General features: G+C 39.9%; 18 protein-coding genes. 11 read left to right on the forward strand and 7 right to left on the reverse strand.

Translation table 11 applies throughout. The annotated features are described in order from the left end of the window. Positions 1-65: 65 nt before the first annotated feature. From ACQ76V_RS02970 to uvrC, 3 genes are all read right to left on the reverse strand, one after another. Positions 66-752 carry a hypothetical protein gene (locus ACQ76V_RS02970; RefSeq protein WP_440998977.1) on the reverse strand — a complete coding sequence of 229 codons (687 nt, stop codon included), beginning with the start codon at positions 750-752 and terminating at the stop codon, positions 66-68. Then, positions 736-1,383 carry an RNA polymerase sigma factor gene (locus ACQ76V_RS02975; RefSeq protein WP_440998978.1) on the reverse strand — a complete coding sequence of 216 codons (648 nt, stop codon included), beginning with the start codon at positions 1,381-1,383 and terminating at the stop codon, positions 736-738. Before ACQ76V_RS02975 ends, ACQ76V_RS02970 begins: the two co-directional genes overlap by 17 nt. Before the next feature lie 434 nt (positions 1,384-1,817). After that, on the reverse strand, positions 1,818-3,683 hold the full coding sequence (gene uvrC, locus ACQ76V_RS02980; RefSeq protein WP_440998979.1) for an excinuclease ABC subunit UvrC: 1,866 nt from the start codon (positions 3,681-3,683) through the stop codon (positions 1,818-1,820). Between the two features lie 190 nt (positions 3,684-3,873). On the opposite strand from uvrC, the gene ACQ76V_RS02985 reads away from it, so the two are divergent. The 3 genes from ACQ76V_RS02985 (at position 3,874) to ACQ76V_RS02995 (ending at position 6,463) form a co-directional block, all read left to right on the forward strand. Next, the gene (locus ACQ76V_RS02985) at positions 3,874-4,566 is read left to right on the forward strand and encodes an RluA family pseudouridine synthase (RefSeq protein ID WP_440998980.1); all 693 of its coding nucleotides are present in this window, start codon (positions 3,874-3,876) and stop codon (positions 4,564-4,566) included. 3 nt (positions 4,567-4,569) lie between these two features. Beyond that, a complete protein-coding gene (locus ACQ76V_RS02990; RefSeq protein ID WP_440998981.1) occupies positions 4,570-5,439 on the forward strand; it encodes a class I SAM-dependent methyltransferase in 870 nt (289 codons plus the stop codon). Between the two features lie 121 nt (positions 5,440-5,560). Beyond that, positions 5,561-6,463 (forward strand): anti-sigma factor family protein, encoded by a 903-nt coding sequence (locus tag ACQ76V_RS02995; RefSeq protein ID WP_440998982.1) that lies wholly within the window; start codon positions 5,561-5,563, stop codon positions 6,461-6,463. A 6-nt stretch (positions 6,464-6,469) separates the two neighbouring features. Here ACQ76V_RS02995 and ACQ76V_RS03000 read toward each other — a convergent pair whose 3' ends face one another. Further along, positions 6,470-7,060 (reverse strand): hypothetical protein, encoded by a 591-nt coding sequence (locus ACQ76V_RS03000; RefSeq protein ID WP_440998983.1) that lies wholly within the window; start codon positions 7,058-7,060, stop codon positions 6,470-6,472. Between the two features lie 36 nt (positions 7,061-7,096). After that, positions 7,097-8,395 carry a DNA recombination protein RmuC gene (gene rmuC, locus ACQ76V_RS03005; protein WP_440998984.1) on the reverse strand — a complete coding sequence of 433 codons (1,299 nt, stop codon included), beginning with the start codon at positions 8,393-8,395 and terminating at the stop codon, positions 7,097-7,099. Positions 8,396-8,829: 434 nt separating this feature from the next. On the opposite strand from rmuC, the gene ACQ76V_RS03010 reads away from it, so the two are divergent. The 8 genes from ACQ76V_RS03010 (at position 8,830) to ACQ76V_RS03045 (ending at position 14,637) form a co-directional block, all read left to right on the forward strand. Further along, positions 8,830-9,039: a zinc ribbon domain-containing protein gene (locus ACQ76V_RS03010; protein WP_440998985.1), complete on the forward strand. Its 210-nt coding sequence runs from the start codon at positions 8,830-8,832 to the stop codon at positions 9,037-9,039. A 105-nt stretch (positions 9,040-9,144) separates the two neighbouring features. Beyond that, positions 9,145-9,804, forward strand: a complete 660-nt coding sequence (locus ACQ76V_RS03015; protein WP_440998986.1) for a DsbA family oxidoreductase — start codon at positions 9,145-9,147, stop codon at positions 9,802-9,804. A 100-nt stretch (positions 9,805-9,904) separates the two neighbouring features. After that, a complete protein-coding gene (locus tag ACQ76V_RS03020) occupies positions 9,905-10,663 on the forward strand; it encodes a lytic murein transglycosylase (protein ID WP_440998987.1) in 759 nt (252 codons plus the stop codon). A gap of 116 nt (positions 10,664-10,779) precedes the next feature. Next, positions 10,780-11,709, forward strand: coding sequence for a matrixin family metalloprotease (locus ACQ76V_RS03025; RefSeq protein ID WP_440998988.1), 930 nt, complete (start codon positions 10,780-10,782; stop codon positions 11,707-11,709). An 8-nt stretch (positions 11,710-11,717) separates the two neighbouring features. Next, positions 11,718-12,230, forward strand: a complete 513-nt coding sequence (locus ACQ76V_RS03030; RefSeq protein WP_440998989.1) for a GNAT family N-acetyltransferase — start codon at positions 11,718-11,720, stop codon at positions 12,228-12,230. A gap of 73 nt (positions 12,231-12,303) precedes the next feature. Then, positions 12,304-12,651, forward strand: a complete 348-nt coding sequence (locus ACQ76V_RS03035) for a cupin domain-containing protein (protein WP_440998990.1) — start codon at positions 12,304-12,306, stop codon at positions 12,649-12,651. A gap of 70 nt (positions 12,652-12,721) precedes the next feature. Then, on the forward strand, positions 12,722-13,717 hold the full coding sequence (locus ACQ76V_RS03040; RefSeq protein WP_440998991.1) for a metal-dependent hydrolase: 996 nt from the start codon (positions 12,722-12,724) through the stop codon (positions 13,715-13,717). 77 nt (positions 13,718-13,794) lie between these two features. Then, on the forward strand, positions 13,795-14,637 hold the full coding sequence (locus ACQ76V_RS03045) for a CvfB family protein (RefSeq protein WP_440998992.1): 843 nt from the start codon (positions 13,795-13,797) through the stop codon (positions 14,635-14,637). A 917-nt stretch (positions 14,638-15,554) separates the two neighbouring features. Here the strand turns inward: ACQ76V_RS03045 and ACQ76V_RS03050 are convergent. After that, the gene (locus ACQ76V_RS03050) at positions 15,555-16,298 is read right to left on the reverse strand and encodes a hypothetical protein (protein WP_440998993.1); all 744 of its coding nucleotides are present in this window, start codon (positions 16,296-16,298) and stop codon (positions 15,555-15,557) included. After that, the gene (locus ACQ76V_RS03055; RefSeq protein WP_440998994.1) at positions 16,295-16,939 is read right to left on the reverse strand and encodes a SatD family protein; all 645 of its coding nucleotides are present in this window, start codon (positions 16,937-16,939) and stop codon (positions 16,295-16,297) included. The genes ACQ76V_RS03050 and ACQ76V_RS03055 overlap by 4 nt, the downstream gene beginning before the upstream one ends. Between the last annotated feature and the right edge of the window lie 79 nt (positions 16,940-17,018).

Below are 17,018 nucleotides of genomic sequence, written 5' to 3' on the forward strand. Positions count from 1 at the left end.
TAACCAATTAAACAATAAGAAATCAGATAGAGAAGTATAGAAGCTTTTAAGTTCAAAAAACAGTGTTAATTACCGGATCCCGTTAATTGAATAGAGTTGACTCGATTGTTTTGAATAGTAGGCTCTTGGATAAGCTGTAACTTTTCGGTCGATCTCTGCAGAATAGTTTGAAACTGCTGCTGTTGATTGGAAAACTGATCTTCAAAACGAATAATATCATTTCGATCAATCCACGGATCAACGTTACTGGATTCAGCAGTAACTTGTTTTGTGGTACTATTGAAATTACTGCCTGCAAATTGGGTAGAACTTACCCCATTGTCTCCTGAACTGACGCGATCTATACCCTGCGTTTGAGCAGCAGTGGGTGAGGAAACAGAAGCCGTAGTTGTTTGCTCCGAATTGTTAGACTTTGTATCTCCACTGCCAATAAAAAGCCAAGCTCCGCCAGCGGTAAGAGTAAGGGCCAGTGTTGCTGCCACAGCATATTTATAGGCCGGACTAAAGGTCTGATTCTGATTTCGGTTTTTCTTGGCTTGTTCAGCAGCTTTTTCCTTTATGGCTTCGGTAACATCAGATGGAGGCTTAACCTCAGGCAGTTGGTCAAGCTTTTTGAGGGTCTGCCGCATGCTTTCTACTTCAATGAGCAGATCCTCATCCTCCATCATGGCCCGCTCCATTAGCAGTTCTTCAGAGGGATCCATCTCCTTCATCAGGTACCGAATACAATCATTATTATCCTCGTTCCGCATAACTGTTTTCTTCTTGTTCTTTTTCTTTATCAAAAAGTTTTCGAAGATTTATTAGCGCATACCGCATACGTCCCAGTGCGGTGTTAATAGAAACATCTGTAAGTTCTGCAATTTCTTTAAACGGCATTTCATAATAATGTCGCAGCATAACTACTTGACGTTGCTCTTCAGGAAGCTCTCCAATATGACGCATTAAACTGCTTTTTGCCTCATCTTTTTCGAGTTGTTCCTGTGCGCTGACAAGATCTTCATCAGGCAAACGATCATAGAAATCAGTGTTTGATTCTTTGTCGTAGTTAGAACTAACGTCCACAAACCGTTTTTGTTTTCTTAAATAATCGATTGTTGCATTATGGGCAATGCGCATAACCCAGGCGATCCATTTACCCTGTTCATTATACGTATCGTCCATTTTGGTAATGACTTTCGTAAATGTTTCCTGGAAAATATCATCAGCTTTAGCTCCATCCTTTACCATACTGTAGATATAGGAATATATCTTTGTCTGATGGCGATTCATTAATTCACTGAATGCCTGCTCATCACCATTTTGACGGTAAAAGCGAACCAAATCTTTATCATCCAGCTGTTGATACTTCTTACTTATGTGGTTTGATTGTTCGAGCTTCATAATAACCTCACGCCTGATTTAAGAAAAATTAGTCATTACTGTAAGCAATGATTAATTATTGCTTACATTTTGACCTTAACCTATAATCAGAACAAAATTTTATTTGCAAAGAGTTCATTATCACCATGTGATACATTAACAACCATTACAATATATTGTTCCTTATCGGTTAAGAATCATTCAACAACATCGCTACAATAATTGTAAATGCTCTTGAACCGATTTTCTATCACATGTTAATGTTACATCAGTTGTCTGCAATATTTATGCCGAAACCTTGATTACTGACAGAATGCATTATTAAAAGAAATTTTTTTCATCATCAAAAATTAATCCTCTGATTAACACCTCTAAAAAGCTTTCAACATCTTTTACACTTTCGTGTATTTCAATAAAGATAGCGTATATGATCTCAAGGAAATATAAAACTGGTACTACTCTTCTTCGGATGATGAGTTATGAAAATACTGATAGACTTTTTGTCCGGTTTTATCCCCAATTTCTTTCTTCAAAGCCTCAAGCGGGGCTTTTTGTACTGATTTTACAGAACCAAACTCCTTAAGCAGTTGCTTGGCCGTCTTTTCACCGATGCCACTAATTTGCGTGAGTTCTGTCTTAATCGTCCGTTTTGATCGCTTATTGCGGTGGAAAGATACCGCAAATCGATGTGCTTCATCTCTGACTTTCTGTAATAATTTTAATGCTGACGATTTTTTGGGGATCATGATGGCTTTAGACTTTTCAGGCACAAATACCTCTTCAAGGCGCTTGGCCAGCCCAATCACTTCACATTCCCCATAAAAACCGATCTCCTTAAGCGCGTCCACCGCACTGCTGAGCTGTCCTTTTCCTCCATCAACAACAATTAAATCAGGAATTTGCTGCTTTTCATCCATCACACGTTTATAACGACGACTGAGTACCTCCTTCATAGAGGCAAAATCATCAGGTCCTTCTACCGTTTTGATGTTAAAACGCTTGTATTCACTCTTTTTGGGCCGCGCATCCACAAAACAAACCATTGATGCCACCGGATCACTACCCTGCAAATTGGAGTTATCAAAGCATTCAATACGTCGCGGTAATCGCTGCAAGTCAAGTTGTTCTTTAAGCTCTTTTACCGAATGCGGAATACGTTTCTGTGCAGCTTTCTCTTTTTCCAGCTTCCGTTCTCCCAACAGGTATTTAGCATTCGATAGCGCCATCCGAATCATCTTGGCCTTTTCTCCGCGCTGCGGACGATGGATGCGCACTTTTTTGCCGCGTTCCTCCCAAAGATACTGGGCAAGTGGTTCCTCGTTAATCAATGCATCACTTACATACACTTCATCGGGAATGCCTCCGGCATGCTGACCGGTATAATAGTCCTCCACAAATGACTGTAACATCTCTCCTTTTTCCAGGTGTTTTATATTTTTCAAAAAGCGGTGAAATTTACTAATCAGTTTCCCTTCACGAACTTTAAACAGCACGCCGCAGGCCTCATTAATTTCTTCATCAACCTTTACAGCAAATAGATCACGGTCCACCTTTTTATCGGCCACCATCTTCATCTTCTTACTGTACTTTTGAACGGCTTCCAGGCTATCACGAATGCGGGCGGCCTGTTCAAATTCCAGGGCATCCGACGCGATTGACATTTCTTCTTTTAGATCTCTGATTAGAGCATCCGTTCGGCCATTAAGCATTCGCTCCACCTTATCAATGGTGGATTGGTATTCTTCCAGATCCCAGTCACCAGAACAGCTTTCAAGGTAATCATCGAAACAGGAATGCCACTTTGGCGGACCTTTGGTACGATCGATATTTTTACGAGAGACTGCACAAGTACAAAGATCAAACGCCTTACGAATTGTTTCGAGCATGCGTTTCATGTGTGTAACGCTGTCGTATGGTCCGTAATACTTGCTCCCGTCATTAATTACCGTACGGGTAGGATAAACACGTGACCGATCGTCGTTAGTCACACAGATGTAGGGATAGGATTTATCATCCCGATAAAGAATATTATATCTTGGCTGGTGGTTTTTGATCAGGTTATTTTCAAGGATAAGAGCCTCTGCCTCGGAATCCGTAACAATAACTTCCAGATCATCAATTTTACGAATCATTACGCGAATACGTCCGTCGTGGTCACTGGAATTCTGAAAATAGGAACGCACTCTGTTTCGCAGGCGTTTTGCTTTACCTACGTAAAGTAGCCGTTCTTTTTTGTCCTTAAACATGTACACACCGGGCGAAAGTGGAAGGTTATCAACCTTCTCCTGAACATCCACCTCAGCATTTTCATTATCACTCATTCTTCGAAATGAAACGTTAAAATTTTACTGATCAAAACACCCGTAAACTTACTGATACTGATGCTTGATTGGAAATGATAACTACTTATTTCAACCGGAAATTATCCACCCCCTCCACTTCGATGCTGTATATAAAATCATTAGTTTTGTATCGCTATAAATGGCTTATAAGCAGATATAATTCACGATCATGAAACAGACCCTAACCGATCCCAATATTCAAATAATTTATGAGGATGACGACCTGCTCCTCATCGATAAACCGGCCGGCCTGCTTTCTCAAGAAGATCATACCGGCGATCCGGATGTGTTATCGGTTTGCAAGGAGTACTTAGGCCGATCACAAAACGGCAATCCTTACCTGGGATTAATACACCGTCTCGATCGTCCGGTAAGTGGACTTATGCTACTGGCCAAAAAACGAAATTCAGCTAACAATTTATCTGAGCAGATAAGCGACCGGACCATGCAAAAAACGTACTGGGCGATAACATCGGGCAATCCTCCCAGAAACGGCGTGTTATCTCATTACCTTCATAAAGACCGTAACGCCAATATTGTTGGGGTTGTGTCCGCAAGTAACCAAAAGGGTAAACAAGCTGAACTATCATTTGCAAAATTGGAAGAAGCCGATCATCTCAACTTGCTTTCTATACATCTGCAAACCGGTCGTCCCCATCAAATTCGTGTACAGCTGGCTCATGAAGGCTATCCCATTTGGGGAGATTACAAATATGGCCATAATCAACCTGACGGGCGATCAATGGCATTGCGAGCTGTAGAATTAGCATTTAATCATCCGAAAACAATGCAGCAAATACAATTTGAACTAACACCTCCAAACGAACATCCTTGGACCCAATTCTCCATCGCCCATCAATAGTTTATGAAAGCCGATCAAATTAGCAAAACCGCTGCATTTATAGCTGTAAAATTTTATGGATTAACACGAAAAGCTCATTTTCGATCACTTTTTGACGATTCTGTAATCACCTTTTATGAACGAGTGGTGCAAAGCTTGCCACGGCCAATAAATTATTATCAATACTGGCTCAACTTTGATTGGGTTCGACGACTGTATATGTGGTCTGAAGAGTTGCTTCTACCGGGAGATCTGCTCCATATTATCGCCCGAAAATACTACATTCGGCAGCTCATAGATGAGTTAAACAATGATGAATACCAGCAAATCATTGTTCTCGGAGCAGGATTTGACGATTTGGCATTTACCTATTCACAAAAGGGGTTAAGTTGCTTTGAGATTGATGTTCCCCGTATGGCCAGACACAAGCAAGAGTTTCTGAATCAGTATTATGCTGATTTTAAACACCCTGAAATCATTAGTTCTTACCTCAAAAACTCCTCACATGCTTTACCGATAGATAATATTGATCCCAACAAAAAAACCATTATTGTTGCCGAAGGTTTTTTTGATTATCTACACACAGATCTTGTTCAAGGTATTTTAGATCAAATTCAACACTATTTTAGAAGTACCCCAACACTAATCACCACACATTTTGATTTGGACGAACTTCCCCTGCACCACCGTTGGTCCTTTAAAACAGGCGTTAAAACTGTGGGAGAAGAGCTTAAGTTATTCCAAAACATCACTGAATTTCAGAATCTATTGAGGGCAAGTGAGTTTGTCATTAAAGAACTGTATAATTATCGCTCCATGGCTACAGAACTCCAACAATTAACCGGGACAACTCTCCCCATGCTAAAGGGATTCTATTTGTTAAAGACCAACTAAGCGTCCCATTCTCAGTTGTAAAAATCAGATCCAAATTGGAACACAATATTTGTCGACTGTGTTGATTAAATAGGTTATTAACAAATCTAAAAAAACATCTGCCAGATGAGCTCAAAATATTATGAATCGTAAATTGAACAAATCGGAGGCACTGGAACTTTTAACACCAGTGGTTGACAATGAAGTAAGTGCTGAGGAACGCGAAGCATTTCTGGCATATATTGCACAAGATGAAGAGGTGAGACAAGAATATAAGTCCATGAAGACGATTAAGGCTCTTTTAGGGGAACGGTGCCCCTGTGCAAAAGCTCCGGATTCACTAAAGGACTTTTTATCGACCTTTTGTTCTTCTGAAACTTTCGATGATCCCCCCATCTATGATATTCCCAACAAAAAAACGGTAGCCCAGCAACGGCAGCCCTCCTCCTCAGATTCATCTACCCAGCAGTCAAGATGGTGGTACTATGCAGCCGCTGCCATTTTATTAATAACTGTTTCTTTTTGGGGGTTCTTAAATTACGGAATTACCTCAGTTGAAAATTCAACCTATAATATTGAGGAATATGCCTATCAACACTTTATGAAACACGATGGCAAGCTGGTTCCGCCTACTATTTCCACAGCCAGTCTGGGATCAGCTGAAATTGAACTAGCTCAGAATTATGATATGTCAATGACCATCCCCGAATTGAATAAGGCTGAATTTAAAGGCATAGTGTATGAAGAATTTGTCCCTGATTTTAAAGCCCCCATGCTGGAATACTATATATCAGCAGAAGATCAGTACATTTATATTTTCGCTTTCGAAATTGATAAAATGGAAGAGTTTGGTCAGCTGGTACGTGACCAGGAGGCGGTAAAAGCCTGTACAAAATCACGCGATTTCCATATTCGCAATATAAATGGCAAGCACGTGGTTTCCTGGAAATGGAATAACATATGGTATTCAGCTATATCCAATCACGACGGTAATACCCTCGCCTCTCTGGTAAAGCCACTGAATTACGAGCCCTCTGACAACTAATCTTTCTTAAAAGCGAAGACTTGCGGTAAGCACCGGAGCTACTTTATCGTCAACTACCGTCGGCCTTACGTTAACTGAGAAATTTCTCCCACCAGTATTATATTGCTCAACCGAAGCATTTAGGCTTATCATATTATAAATAAACCCGGCTAATAAGAGTCCTTCTCCTATCAACATTTTGGTGTCGGTCAGTGATACCTTCTCGTTATCCACATTCAAGGTATTGGCAAAGCGGTGACCAAAGACCTCACGTGTAGCATCAACCATCAGAAGAGTTCCCACAGCTCTGGCCCCCATTCCAATCACTCCACGTGGATAATCTTCGGCATAAAAATTTCCAGTCGATGTCCCGACCACTAATCCATAAAGAGTAAGATAAGCACCGGTTTTCTGAATGGTATTATTGTCAAAAAGAGCCACCGCAGTTACACCTGTACCGATAGAAAGCACTGTATTCGTTAAGGCAATACTGCGGGCTTTGGAAACCGTTTTCTGCTGGTCACCGGCAAAGGGGCGGTTTATGCTAACTTCGCTCTGAGGATAAGCGGCAGATGATATTCCAAATAGTAAAACAAGTAAAAGAATTGTCTTTTGCATAAGTCCAAATATCAAAAGCTTTGCGTTAAAAGAAAATTACGAATGGGGTTCCTTCTCGTTTTCTTCATCTTCGATTGTATCAGAAGCTTCTTCCTGATCAAGGAGGTTACCTGACAACTTTTTACTGTTATTTGCTCCTAATTTTCGCAACTTATCAGCTTGGCCGATCAAGTCACCCCGGCCTGTCTTCAGTCTGTTCATCGCCTGATCATAACTTTCCTGCGACTGGCGAATACGCATGCCTATCTCTTCCAGGCTTTCTACAAAAAGTACAAACTTGTCATACAGCTTACCACCGCGTTCAGCAATTTTTTGTGCGTTCTTATTTTGATATTCCTGCTTCCATACGCTGTCGATAGTCGCGAGTGTTGCCAAAAGCGTAGAGGGACTAACAATCACGATATTTTTATCAAAGGCATCGTAATAGAGGCTGGAATCTTGTTGCAATGCCACGCCAAAGGCCGACTCGATCGGGACAAACATCAATACAAAATCGGGGCTGTTTCCGCCATACAGCTGTTCGTAATTTTTACTGCTCAGTCCCTTTACGTGACTGCGTAACGAAGCCACATGTTTCTTGAGCGCCTTCTGGCGTTCATTCTCGTCCTCGGCCGAACTAAACTGCTCGTAAGCTTTCAGTGAAACCTTGGAATCAATCACCAATCGCTTCTCATCAGGTAAATATACCACCACATCCGGATACAGGTGACGCCCATCTTCACTGCGATGATTTTCCTGTATCTCATATTCCCGACCCTTGCTGAGTCCCGACTTTTCAAGAATCCGCTGCAAGATCACTTCGCCCCAACTTCCCTGCGTCTTCGAATCACCCTTTAAGGCACGGGTTAAATCTTTCGCTTCCTGTGCCATCTGTTGATTCATCTCCTTAAGATGCTCCAGATGCTGCTTCAGAGAACTGCGTCCTTCAATATCCTCTTTGTGAGTCTGCTCTACTTTCTTTTTAAACTCCTCCATCTTTTCGCCAAGCGGCTTCAGCAGCTGATCCAGTTTTTCTTTATTCTGCTCGGTAAACTTCTTCGATTTTTCTTCCAGAATTTTATTCGCCAGGTTCTCAAATTCATCCTTGAAGCGCTCCTGCAGGTTTTTCATTTCTTCTTTCTGCTCATCGAGCCGTTCCTTCAGATTATCATTAACTGATTTAAGACGGACATTCTCTTTTTCCGCCTCATTTGCCCTGCTCTGTTCTTTGTGATAATTATTCTTGACCTCAGACACCTCGGCATCGAGTCGCTCATTTCGTTCCTCAAGCCGTGATATCGTCTGCATGGCCTGCTCACGTTCATTTTCCAGAGCATCAGCCTCTTGCTTGCTCAAAGCTTGATTACTTTTATTCTGAAAGTGAGCGATGGTGTAGCCGAGAGTCAGGCCGAGAATGATATAAAGGATAGAAATTAGTTCCATGAGGTTTTGTGGACATTGAAAGTTAGAGGATAGTTCAAAGCTGTTGCCAATATCACAGTTCTGATATCCAGATTCCAGTGTGGTAATAAATTAAAGATGAGCAATGACACCATATTGGCAGTATATCTGCAGGTGATTCGTACAGGGCCAGCATCAGTATTTTTACCTCTTTTGCACACTAAGAATCTTATCGATTCGCCCAATGCCTTGTTAAGTGACAACTGAACTAAAAAAGAAGATTGGCAAATAGTTGATCGATATATGCAAAACAATCATTGCTATATTTGTGATCTTCTTATCTTATAAAATAATTTTAAAATCAAATATTAATGTAAAAACATATAGCCATGCAGCACGAAAACTGGAAATGTCCCAAATGCAGTAACCGTACTTTTGAAACCGGACAAGTTGCCGGTACGGGTGGAGCTTTTTCCAAATTTTTTAACATCCAAAACCAGAAATTTACCACCCTCACCTGTACACGATGTCTTTATACCGAATTATACAAAACCGATACCAGTACACTGAGTAATGTGTTAGATTTCTTCGGGAACTAAATTCACAGTTCATAATCGATTGTGGTTATCAGGAATGTGAATGTATTTGTCTCCAATTTGTTTATTTTGATGTGAAAGTAATTTTAATAGCAAGATATCATCTTTATGAAAGTAGAAATCTGGTCTGATGTAATGTGCCCTTTTTGTTATATCGGCAAACGGCGCTTCGAAAAAGCCTTGGATAATTTCGATTATGCTGATAAAGTTGACATCACTTGGCGCAGTTTTCAACTCAATCCCGATATAAAAACTGATACCGAAGCCAACATCAACGAGTACTTGGCTGAAGCTAAGGGATGGTCACTCGAACAGGCACAGCAGATGAATCGGCGGGTGACAAAAATGGCGGCTGATGAGGGCCTGGAGTATAATATGGATCAGGCCGTAGTAGCTAATTCGTACGATGCTCATCGGCTGGCTCAGTTTGCCAAAGACCGCGGAAAAGCTGACGAAATGGAAGAATCGCTTTTTAGGGCCTATTTCACTGATGGTGAAAATATCAGCAATCATAAAACACTTATTAGCTTGGCAGAGGAGATCGGAATTGATCCCACTGAAGCAGAAAGCATATTAGAAAGTGATAAATATGCTAATGCAGTCAAGCATGATATTCAATTGGCTAAAAATATCAACATAACCGGCGTACCGTTTTTCTTGTTTAATCAAAAGTTTGCCGTATCGGGTGCTCGTGAAACTGAAGTTTTTTTAAAAGCATTAAAACAGACTTGGAATTCAAGGCTTGAGGAACAAGAGAAAACAGGGTAAGATTTTCAAACATTTATTTTTCTAAAAAAAGTCTTCCATTTGAGCGTAGAATTTTTATAATTACGCATAGACGTGGCTATAAAAATTCAATATCAGTATTATGATCTTCAGACGACTCAAAGCCTCATTGGTTTGCATTCTATTTTTCTTACTTACCTTTCCCGCTTTAGGGCATGAGGATCCCGATAAAGAGAACCTCTCTTCTCTTATATCGTTCCTTAAGCAGAAAGGTTTTGATATTCAATCCCTGTTGGATGATCCGCGCTTTGAGATGTATGAAGATATTGTCAATCGCTTTAAAAAATCGGCAGAGCGCAAGTCGCACACCCTCGATTCCTATAAGAAAGTGCTAAACTTTGAGGATAAAGCCCATAAGCTTGACGATTTTATGGAGCAATATTCGGAACAACTGGACCAGGCAGAACAAAAATACGGTATCTCGTCCTCCGTCATTGCTGCCATCATCGGCATCGAGTCTGATTACGGTAAAAATGTGGGTTCCTACAATCCGTTTAATGCCTATGTATCGATGTATGTTAATGGATATCGTCAGGATTTTGCCAAAGCTCAAATATCCGAGCTTTTGACTTTTGTGAAGCGTAATAACATCGATGTTTTTGAATTGAAATCGAGTTATGCCGGCGCAATGGCTTTTGGCCAGTTTATCCCCTATTCGCTGAACAAATGGTTTGTTGGCGATGATATTTTTGATATGACCAATAACATCATGTCAGTTGCCAACTATCTTGCACACTTCAAGGAACGAACAGGGGATATTAAAACGGCTGTTTTACGATATAATCCCAGCAGTTTATATACCCAAGCCGTTTTAGATTTGGCGGAGCAGGCCAAACTGTAATTATTATCGGCAAAATAGTGCAGAGAGTTATTGCAAAAGTTTGATCTGTTTTCATTGCTATTCTGTGGTTTTAGAGTTGCACATACATTAAAACTCCTGATCAATAAGTAAACACAGTGAATTCCAAGATCTATTCGGCCCTCTTTATTTTAATGGTTTTTGCTGGATGGTTGCTGCTTAGCAATGGATTGACGGTTAAGATCTCAAATCAAAACGCAGCCCCCCTTTGTCAAGAGCCGCTAACCTATAAACTGGGGGATATTGATTCCCGCTTTAACATCACCAAAAAAGAGCTGACCCAAATTATGAAAGAAGTTGAAAACGTTTGGGAATCGGAGGTCAATAAAAACCTGATAGAATTATCTCGTGATGGACAGCTATCCCTAAATCTGGTCTATAGTAATGAACAAAAAAGAACCGATGCCGAACGGCAGTTTTCCGATCGTATCACAGCAAAAGAGCAGCAAACTTCGGTTGTAAAAAAAGAGCACAATCGGCTTTCTAATAAGTATGAGAATGCAGAACATAACCTTCGTCAAACACTGGAAAAATACAATAGCAAGGTTTCGTCATACAATCAATTAGCACAAAAGTGGGACGGAGGAAAGGCTACGTCTGAAATAATTACCAAGTTTAAGACCTTGGAAGAAAAAATAAACATCCTCGAAACTACCTTGGAAAGAAAAAAAGAAAATTTGGCAACGCTGAGAAAACGAACCAATGCCAAAACCGAACAGTTAAATAACCTTATTAAAGAGCATAACAACTTGATCGCAGAGTACAACAGCCGTTTTAGCAAACCTCGAAAATTTGATCAGGGACGGTTTGTAAAACAAGGAACCGAACAGGAAATAGATATTTACCAATTCGGCAACCGTGCTCAACTCAAAATAGTGCTGGCTCATGAATTTGGGCATGCAATGGGATTAGATCATGTTTCCAATCCAAAATCTATCATGCACAAAATGATGGCAGAACAAGACATGACTGATTTACAACTCACGAAAGAGGATAATTCAGCTCTCCAAAAGCAATGTAACAGCTAACTATCTACATGAATATCCTTAAAACGGGACGGCTGATACTACGAGAATTGATAAAAGACGATGCTCTGTTTGTTTTGGATTTGTTAAATGAACCCGCCTTTCACAACTATATTGGGGATAAGGGCATACGAGATCAAACAGCAGCACGGGAATATCTGCAAAACGGCCCCATTGCAAGCTATCAAAAGAATGGTTACGGTCTTTATCTGGTTAAGGAAGCCACCTCCGGCTCATCAATTGGTATCTGTGGTCTTAAAAAACGGTCGACCTTTGACCTTCCTGATCTTGGATACGCTTTTCTTGAAAAATATTGGGGCCAAGGTTATGCAACAGAAGCGGGAAGTGGTGTATTAAACTACGCCCAAAAGGAATTACAATTATCTCGTATTGTTGCTATTACTCACCCGGATAATAAAGGATCCATAAATGTGCTTATGAAGCTTGGATTCAGATTCAAAAATGTAGTTAATCTATCCGGATTTGACGGCCCCAGCAAACTCTTTGAAATCGATCTGAATTAGCCGCTTCCCTTTGTGATTGGTGAACTGCATCTTACATTACTTATTCAACAGACCCAAAACAAAGTTTTCAATTATGGCTCAACGCAAAATAGAACCCGCTGAAGTTGTAAATCTATATACGCCACCCAGTGACTTACCGGAAGATGCTACTCTTGCCTTGATGAAAACACAGGATATGGAGGTCATTCGGATGGTGCTTCCCAAAGAAAAAGATATCACCGAACATAGCGTGGACGGACAAATTTCTGTGCAATGTTTAGAGGGAAAAGCCGAATTTGGCGTTGAAGGCGAAAAACATGTGCTGACCAGTGGCGACTGGTTGTACTTGGAACGTAATCAACCACATTCACTCCGTGCAATCAGAGATTCTATCCTGTTAGTCACTATTCTGTTTGTTCATGCTCATTCGGAAGAAGAGTAAAAAATGTATTTCCCCTGCTAACAGTAAATTGGTATTTTGGGCGTCAGAAATTTAACAATAGCACTATTACATGGATCCCGTAACACACGGACTCATTGGCGCCTCCGCATCGCAATCAGTAGTATCAAAAGAGCAACTGCGTCCTGCAGCTATCATTGGCATGCTCTCGGCCATGCTTGCCGATCTGGATGTATTTATTTCAGATTCATCTGATCCCCTATTAAACATCGAGATCCATCGCCAATTCTCTCATTCCTTTGTATTTATTCCCATAGGCGCCCTCATTGCTGCAGGACTGCTGTGGTACTTTTATCGCCAAAATATGTCATTCAAAAAGATCTATGTCCTTAGTTTTCTGGGGTATGCCACTGCTGGCATTGCCGATACGTTTACAAGCTATGGCACCAAATTATTCTGGCCATTTTTAGATACTCGTTTCTCCTGGGATCTTATTTCTGTTTTTGATCCACTTTTTTCTGTCGTCATTCTTGGACTTATCATTTGGACGCTTTACAAGAAAAATCCCAAAATAAGCTGGTTTACCTGGGTATGGATTCCCATTTACTTATCGATGGCGCTAATACAACAGCAACGAGGCAAGACCGTAGCAAAAGCGATTGCCGAGCAGGAAAACCATCAGATAGAACAAATAATAGTAAAACCAACACTCGGCAATCAATTGCTGTGGAGTATTCGGTATATAGCGCATGATACGCTCTTTGCAAGTGGCGTCCGCCTTGGGTTGGATACCAAAGTGTATCCCGGAGAATCGGCCCCGTTGCTCGACTGGCAACAGCAGTACAGCAGATATCATGGTACTACCCTTTACAACGATATCAACCGTTTTGACAAGCTTTCTGAGGGTTATCTAATCAGACATCCCGAAAAGAAAAATGTTATCGGTGATGGGCGCTATGCCATGCTCCCTACTGCGATGAGTCCATTATGGGGTATTAAAATTGATACTTCCCATCCTGACAGGCACCTGTTATTTGAAACTTTTCGGGAACCAACACCCAAGGTTAGAAACGCCTACATAGATATGCTGTTGGGTAATAATCCTTAGAAATTTGTATTGGGGAATCAACCCTTAGGGCCTTATCTTTGATTATTCATTTTATACCCTTGATTTCAACAATTTTCATGTTCAAACTCGGTACCTACCAAACGCTCAATGTAGCTCGCATTACAGAATACGGTTACTTCCTTCAAAATACATCTACACGTGGTGAGGGCGAAGTGCTACTCCCCAATAAACTGGCCTTTCGCGACTTGCAAGAAGGCGAAAACGTTCGCGTATTTATCTATAAAGATGGTGAAGAACGTATTACGGCCACCATGCAGGATCCTAAAATAACCCTCAATAGCTTAGCTTTTTTAGAAGTTAAGGATGCCAATCGTCATGGAGCATATCTCGATTGGGGGCTCGACAAAGATCTTTTTGTGCCACACCGCGAGCAAGTGGGCACGATGATACAAGGTCAATCTTATCTTGTATATATGTATCTGGATGATAAAACCGATCGACTGGCTGCCAGTGCCAAGTTGGATAAATTTTTGGATAATGAGCATATCTCCGTTGAAGAAGGAGACAAAGTAAACCTATGGATTTGGGATAAAACAGATTTGGGCTACAAAGTGGTAATTAACGAAAAGCATGAAGGACTTATCTATCACAATGAGTTTTATCACGATGTGTATACCGGGGATCAAACAAGCGGTTTTATCAAGCAAATAAGAGATGATAACAAGATTGATGTAACGCTCCGCCCCATCGGATATAAGAAGGTGGGCCCCAATGCTGAGTTTATCTTAGAACGACTCAAGCAGGTTGGTGGATTTTTAGATTTACATGATAAAAGCGATCCTGAGGATATCCATAATCGGTTAGAAATGAGTAAAAAGACTTTTAAAAAAGCCATCGGCCGACTTTATAAAGAGAATATTATTCGAATTGAAGATGATGGTATCTACTTGGAACAGTAATATCTAATGGCCTATTATTATGCTAAAATAATTTTCCTATTCCTCTCTAAAAGTAGGAACATTTGACAGTCATTAGCCTATAAGAAAGGGACCTAAATCCCAATTAGTCCCTAAAATTATGATTGACAAATGGCTTAATATCTTAGAAGCATATATCCGCATAGGTTTTGATTTCATCGCAACTTATTTAATGACGGTGGAAGGAATAGTTGCTCTCATTTTTGGCGTCTTCTTCGTGGGATTACTATCTCAAATTCGCTCATAAAAGAAGAGTATACTTTGGCTTAATTTACGATATGAGAAGCAAATTAGTTTGACCTACCAAGTTATTATAAATATTATAGACTAAAGATTCTATTCTATTGCTGTTCATATAGTTAAGTATAATTACTTAATAACTTCTTTGAGGCTCGTATGCTGATGGAACTTATTCTTAAAGTCAATATTTTCAGCTACTTATAGATATTACAGGTAAAAAAATTATTTAACCCTTAGAACGTGTTTTTTTGACAAAAAATAAGGACATCCACTACCCTTCTATCATTTTATAACCTCTGACAGTCAGTTAGTAATGCCCTTATTATAATTTGATACTAATTATTGCAGCACCTTATTTGCTAAATAATTATTTCTTTTTTGGGGTTTCTTCTCTTTTGTTTGAAGAGGTTTTTTTAGCGTGTTTTGCGTCAGTTTTTTTAGTCTTTTTTCTGGTTTTAGGATCCATGGTAGTTCTCGTTAATTATTCAATATGAACTGTTCTCATTTTGACAACAGCCTAAGACTAAAAAGAGGTTAGTAAAACCTCTTTTGTTTAAGATAAGCAAAGCCTTATTGAAGGCATGTAATAGGAAAGAATTAATTATGATCAAGAAATTCACGCTATCGTGTAATATGAATTCCTACAATGGCTCTCCAACTTATAATTGCAGAGCTACCTTCACCAGAAAAGCAATTCCCAGAGCCAATAATGCCGAAAATAGTGTTCCAATTAGCACATACTCAGCAAAGGTTCTACTTTCAAAATCCTTGAATCGGGTAACGCCTTTAGCAGCTAAAATAAATCCTATTGCTGCATATTGATTCATAAGTACAAACAGGAATACAAAAATGCGCTCAAGCATCCCAATAACACGTCCCGTATTGTATTCTTGCTCATCTACCTCTTTCGTTTTCCCTAATGATTTTAATCCCACTAATTTTAACAAAAATCGTAATATGATGTTAGCCTCATTCAACACCATCAAAAACCCAAAGATAGATAGCTGAATATTGCCTATCGTTATCTTGGATATCATCATTTCAGGAAAAAATATTCCATGAATCCCAGCTAATAATGTACCTGTGAATTCATTCACCGATAGTTCAAATATTGGACTACATAAAACACCAACTGCGATTAAATGCAACAGCATCATGACCATCCGGTTACGATTAATCCTTGCCTTTTGTTTTTCCAGGAACATCATTAGCACCGGATAGCTGAGAAGATATATAGCAAGTAATATCCAACCCAGATTTAAGCCTAAAAACGGTAAAACCAATAGTGGGATAACTGTAATTACCCACAAATCCGTCTTTTTGATCCCTTCATCCCTTGAAATAAGACGCAACCTGGACAGTAGAATAAGATTTAGAATACTCAAAAATAGTAGGTAGTTCATTCCTTTAGTTTTTGATTAATTACGTCCGCAATATTATCACTTAACTCATCTACAACATCCAGCATGCCGGCATCTTTATTTTTGTAAAAGGCTGGTTGTGAAATTTCCAAGGCCTTTGAAATCTCTTTATAATTGTAGCCCTCCTTCATCATATGTAAGATAATCAAGCGCCTTCTGTTCCATCCCCTTATGCGTCCCGACAAAAGCTGTAAACTATTATTGATAATTTTCAATTCGGACGAATCTTCATTCTCAAATCCTATATTAAATATATACCCGCTTTCTTTCAGCATTTCTACTCCATGTCGAGCCTGATGAAAAGCCGGCCCATCCATTCCAATGGCCTGCTCGGTATTGATTGCAGTTTCAATCGCTCCCACAGCCAATGAGAACCGTACACTTATGGGATGTATAGCAGCCATTAATTTCATCATTTGTACAAAAACAGCATCTGCGCTATTAAAAACTGCTTGGAATTCATCCCCCAGTGTAATCGTATACGGTGATACAATTTCCTCCTTATATGCCTCATTAATCACTTGCAACTCATCCGACAACTGCTCCTGCAGGGCCTTTCTGTCTCTATCCTGAATCGACTGAGAATCTTCTATATCACCAATTAATACCAGTAATTTTTCCATACCTGCTTACTTTTACCTAATTATAGCCATTTTGGTTTAAAAAATCAATATATAACTATATTGGTTTAATAAATGACTT

Source organism: Fodinibius sp. SL11 (genome assembly GCF_052060035.1).
Lineage (GTDB): Bacteria > Bacteroidota > Rhodothermia > Balneolales > Balneolaceae > Fodinibius.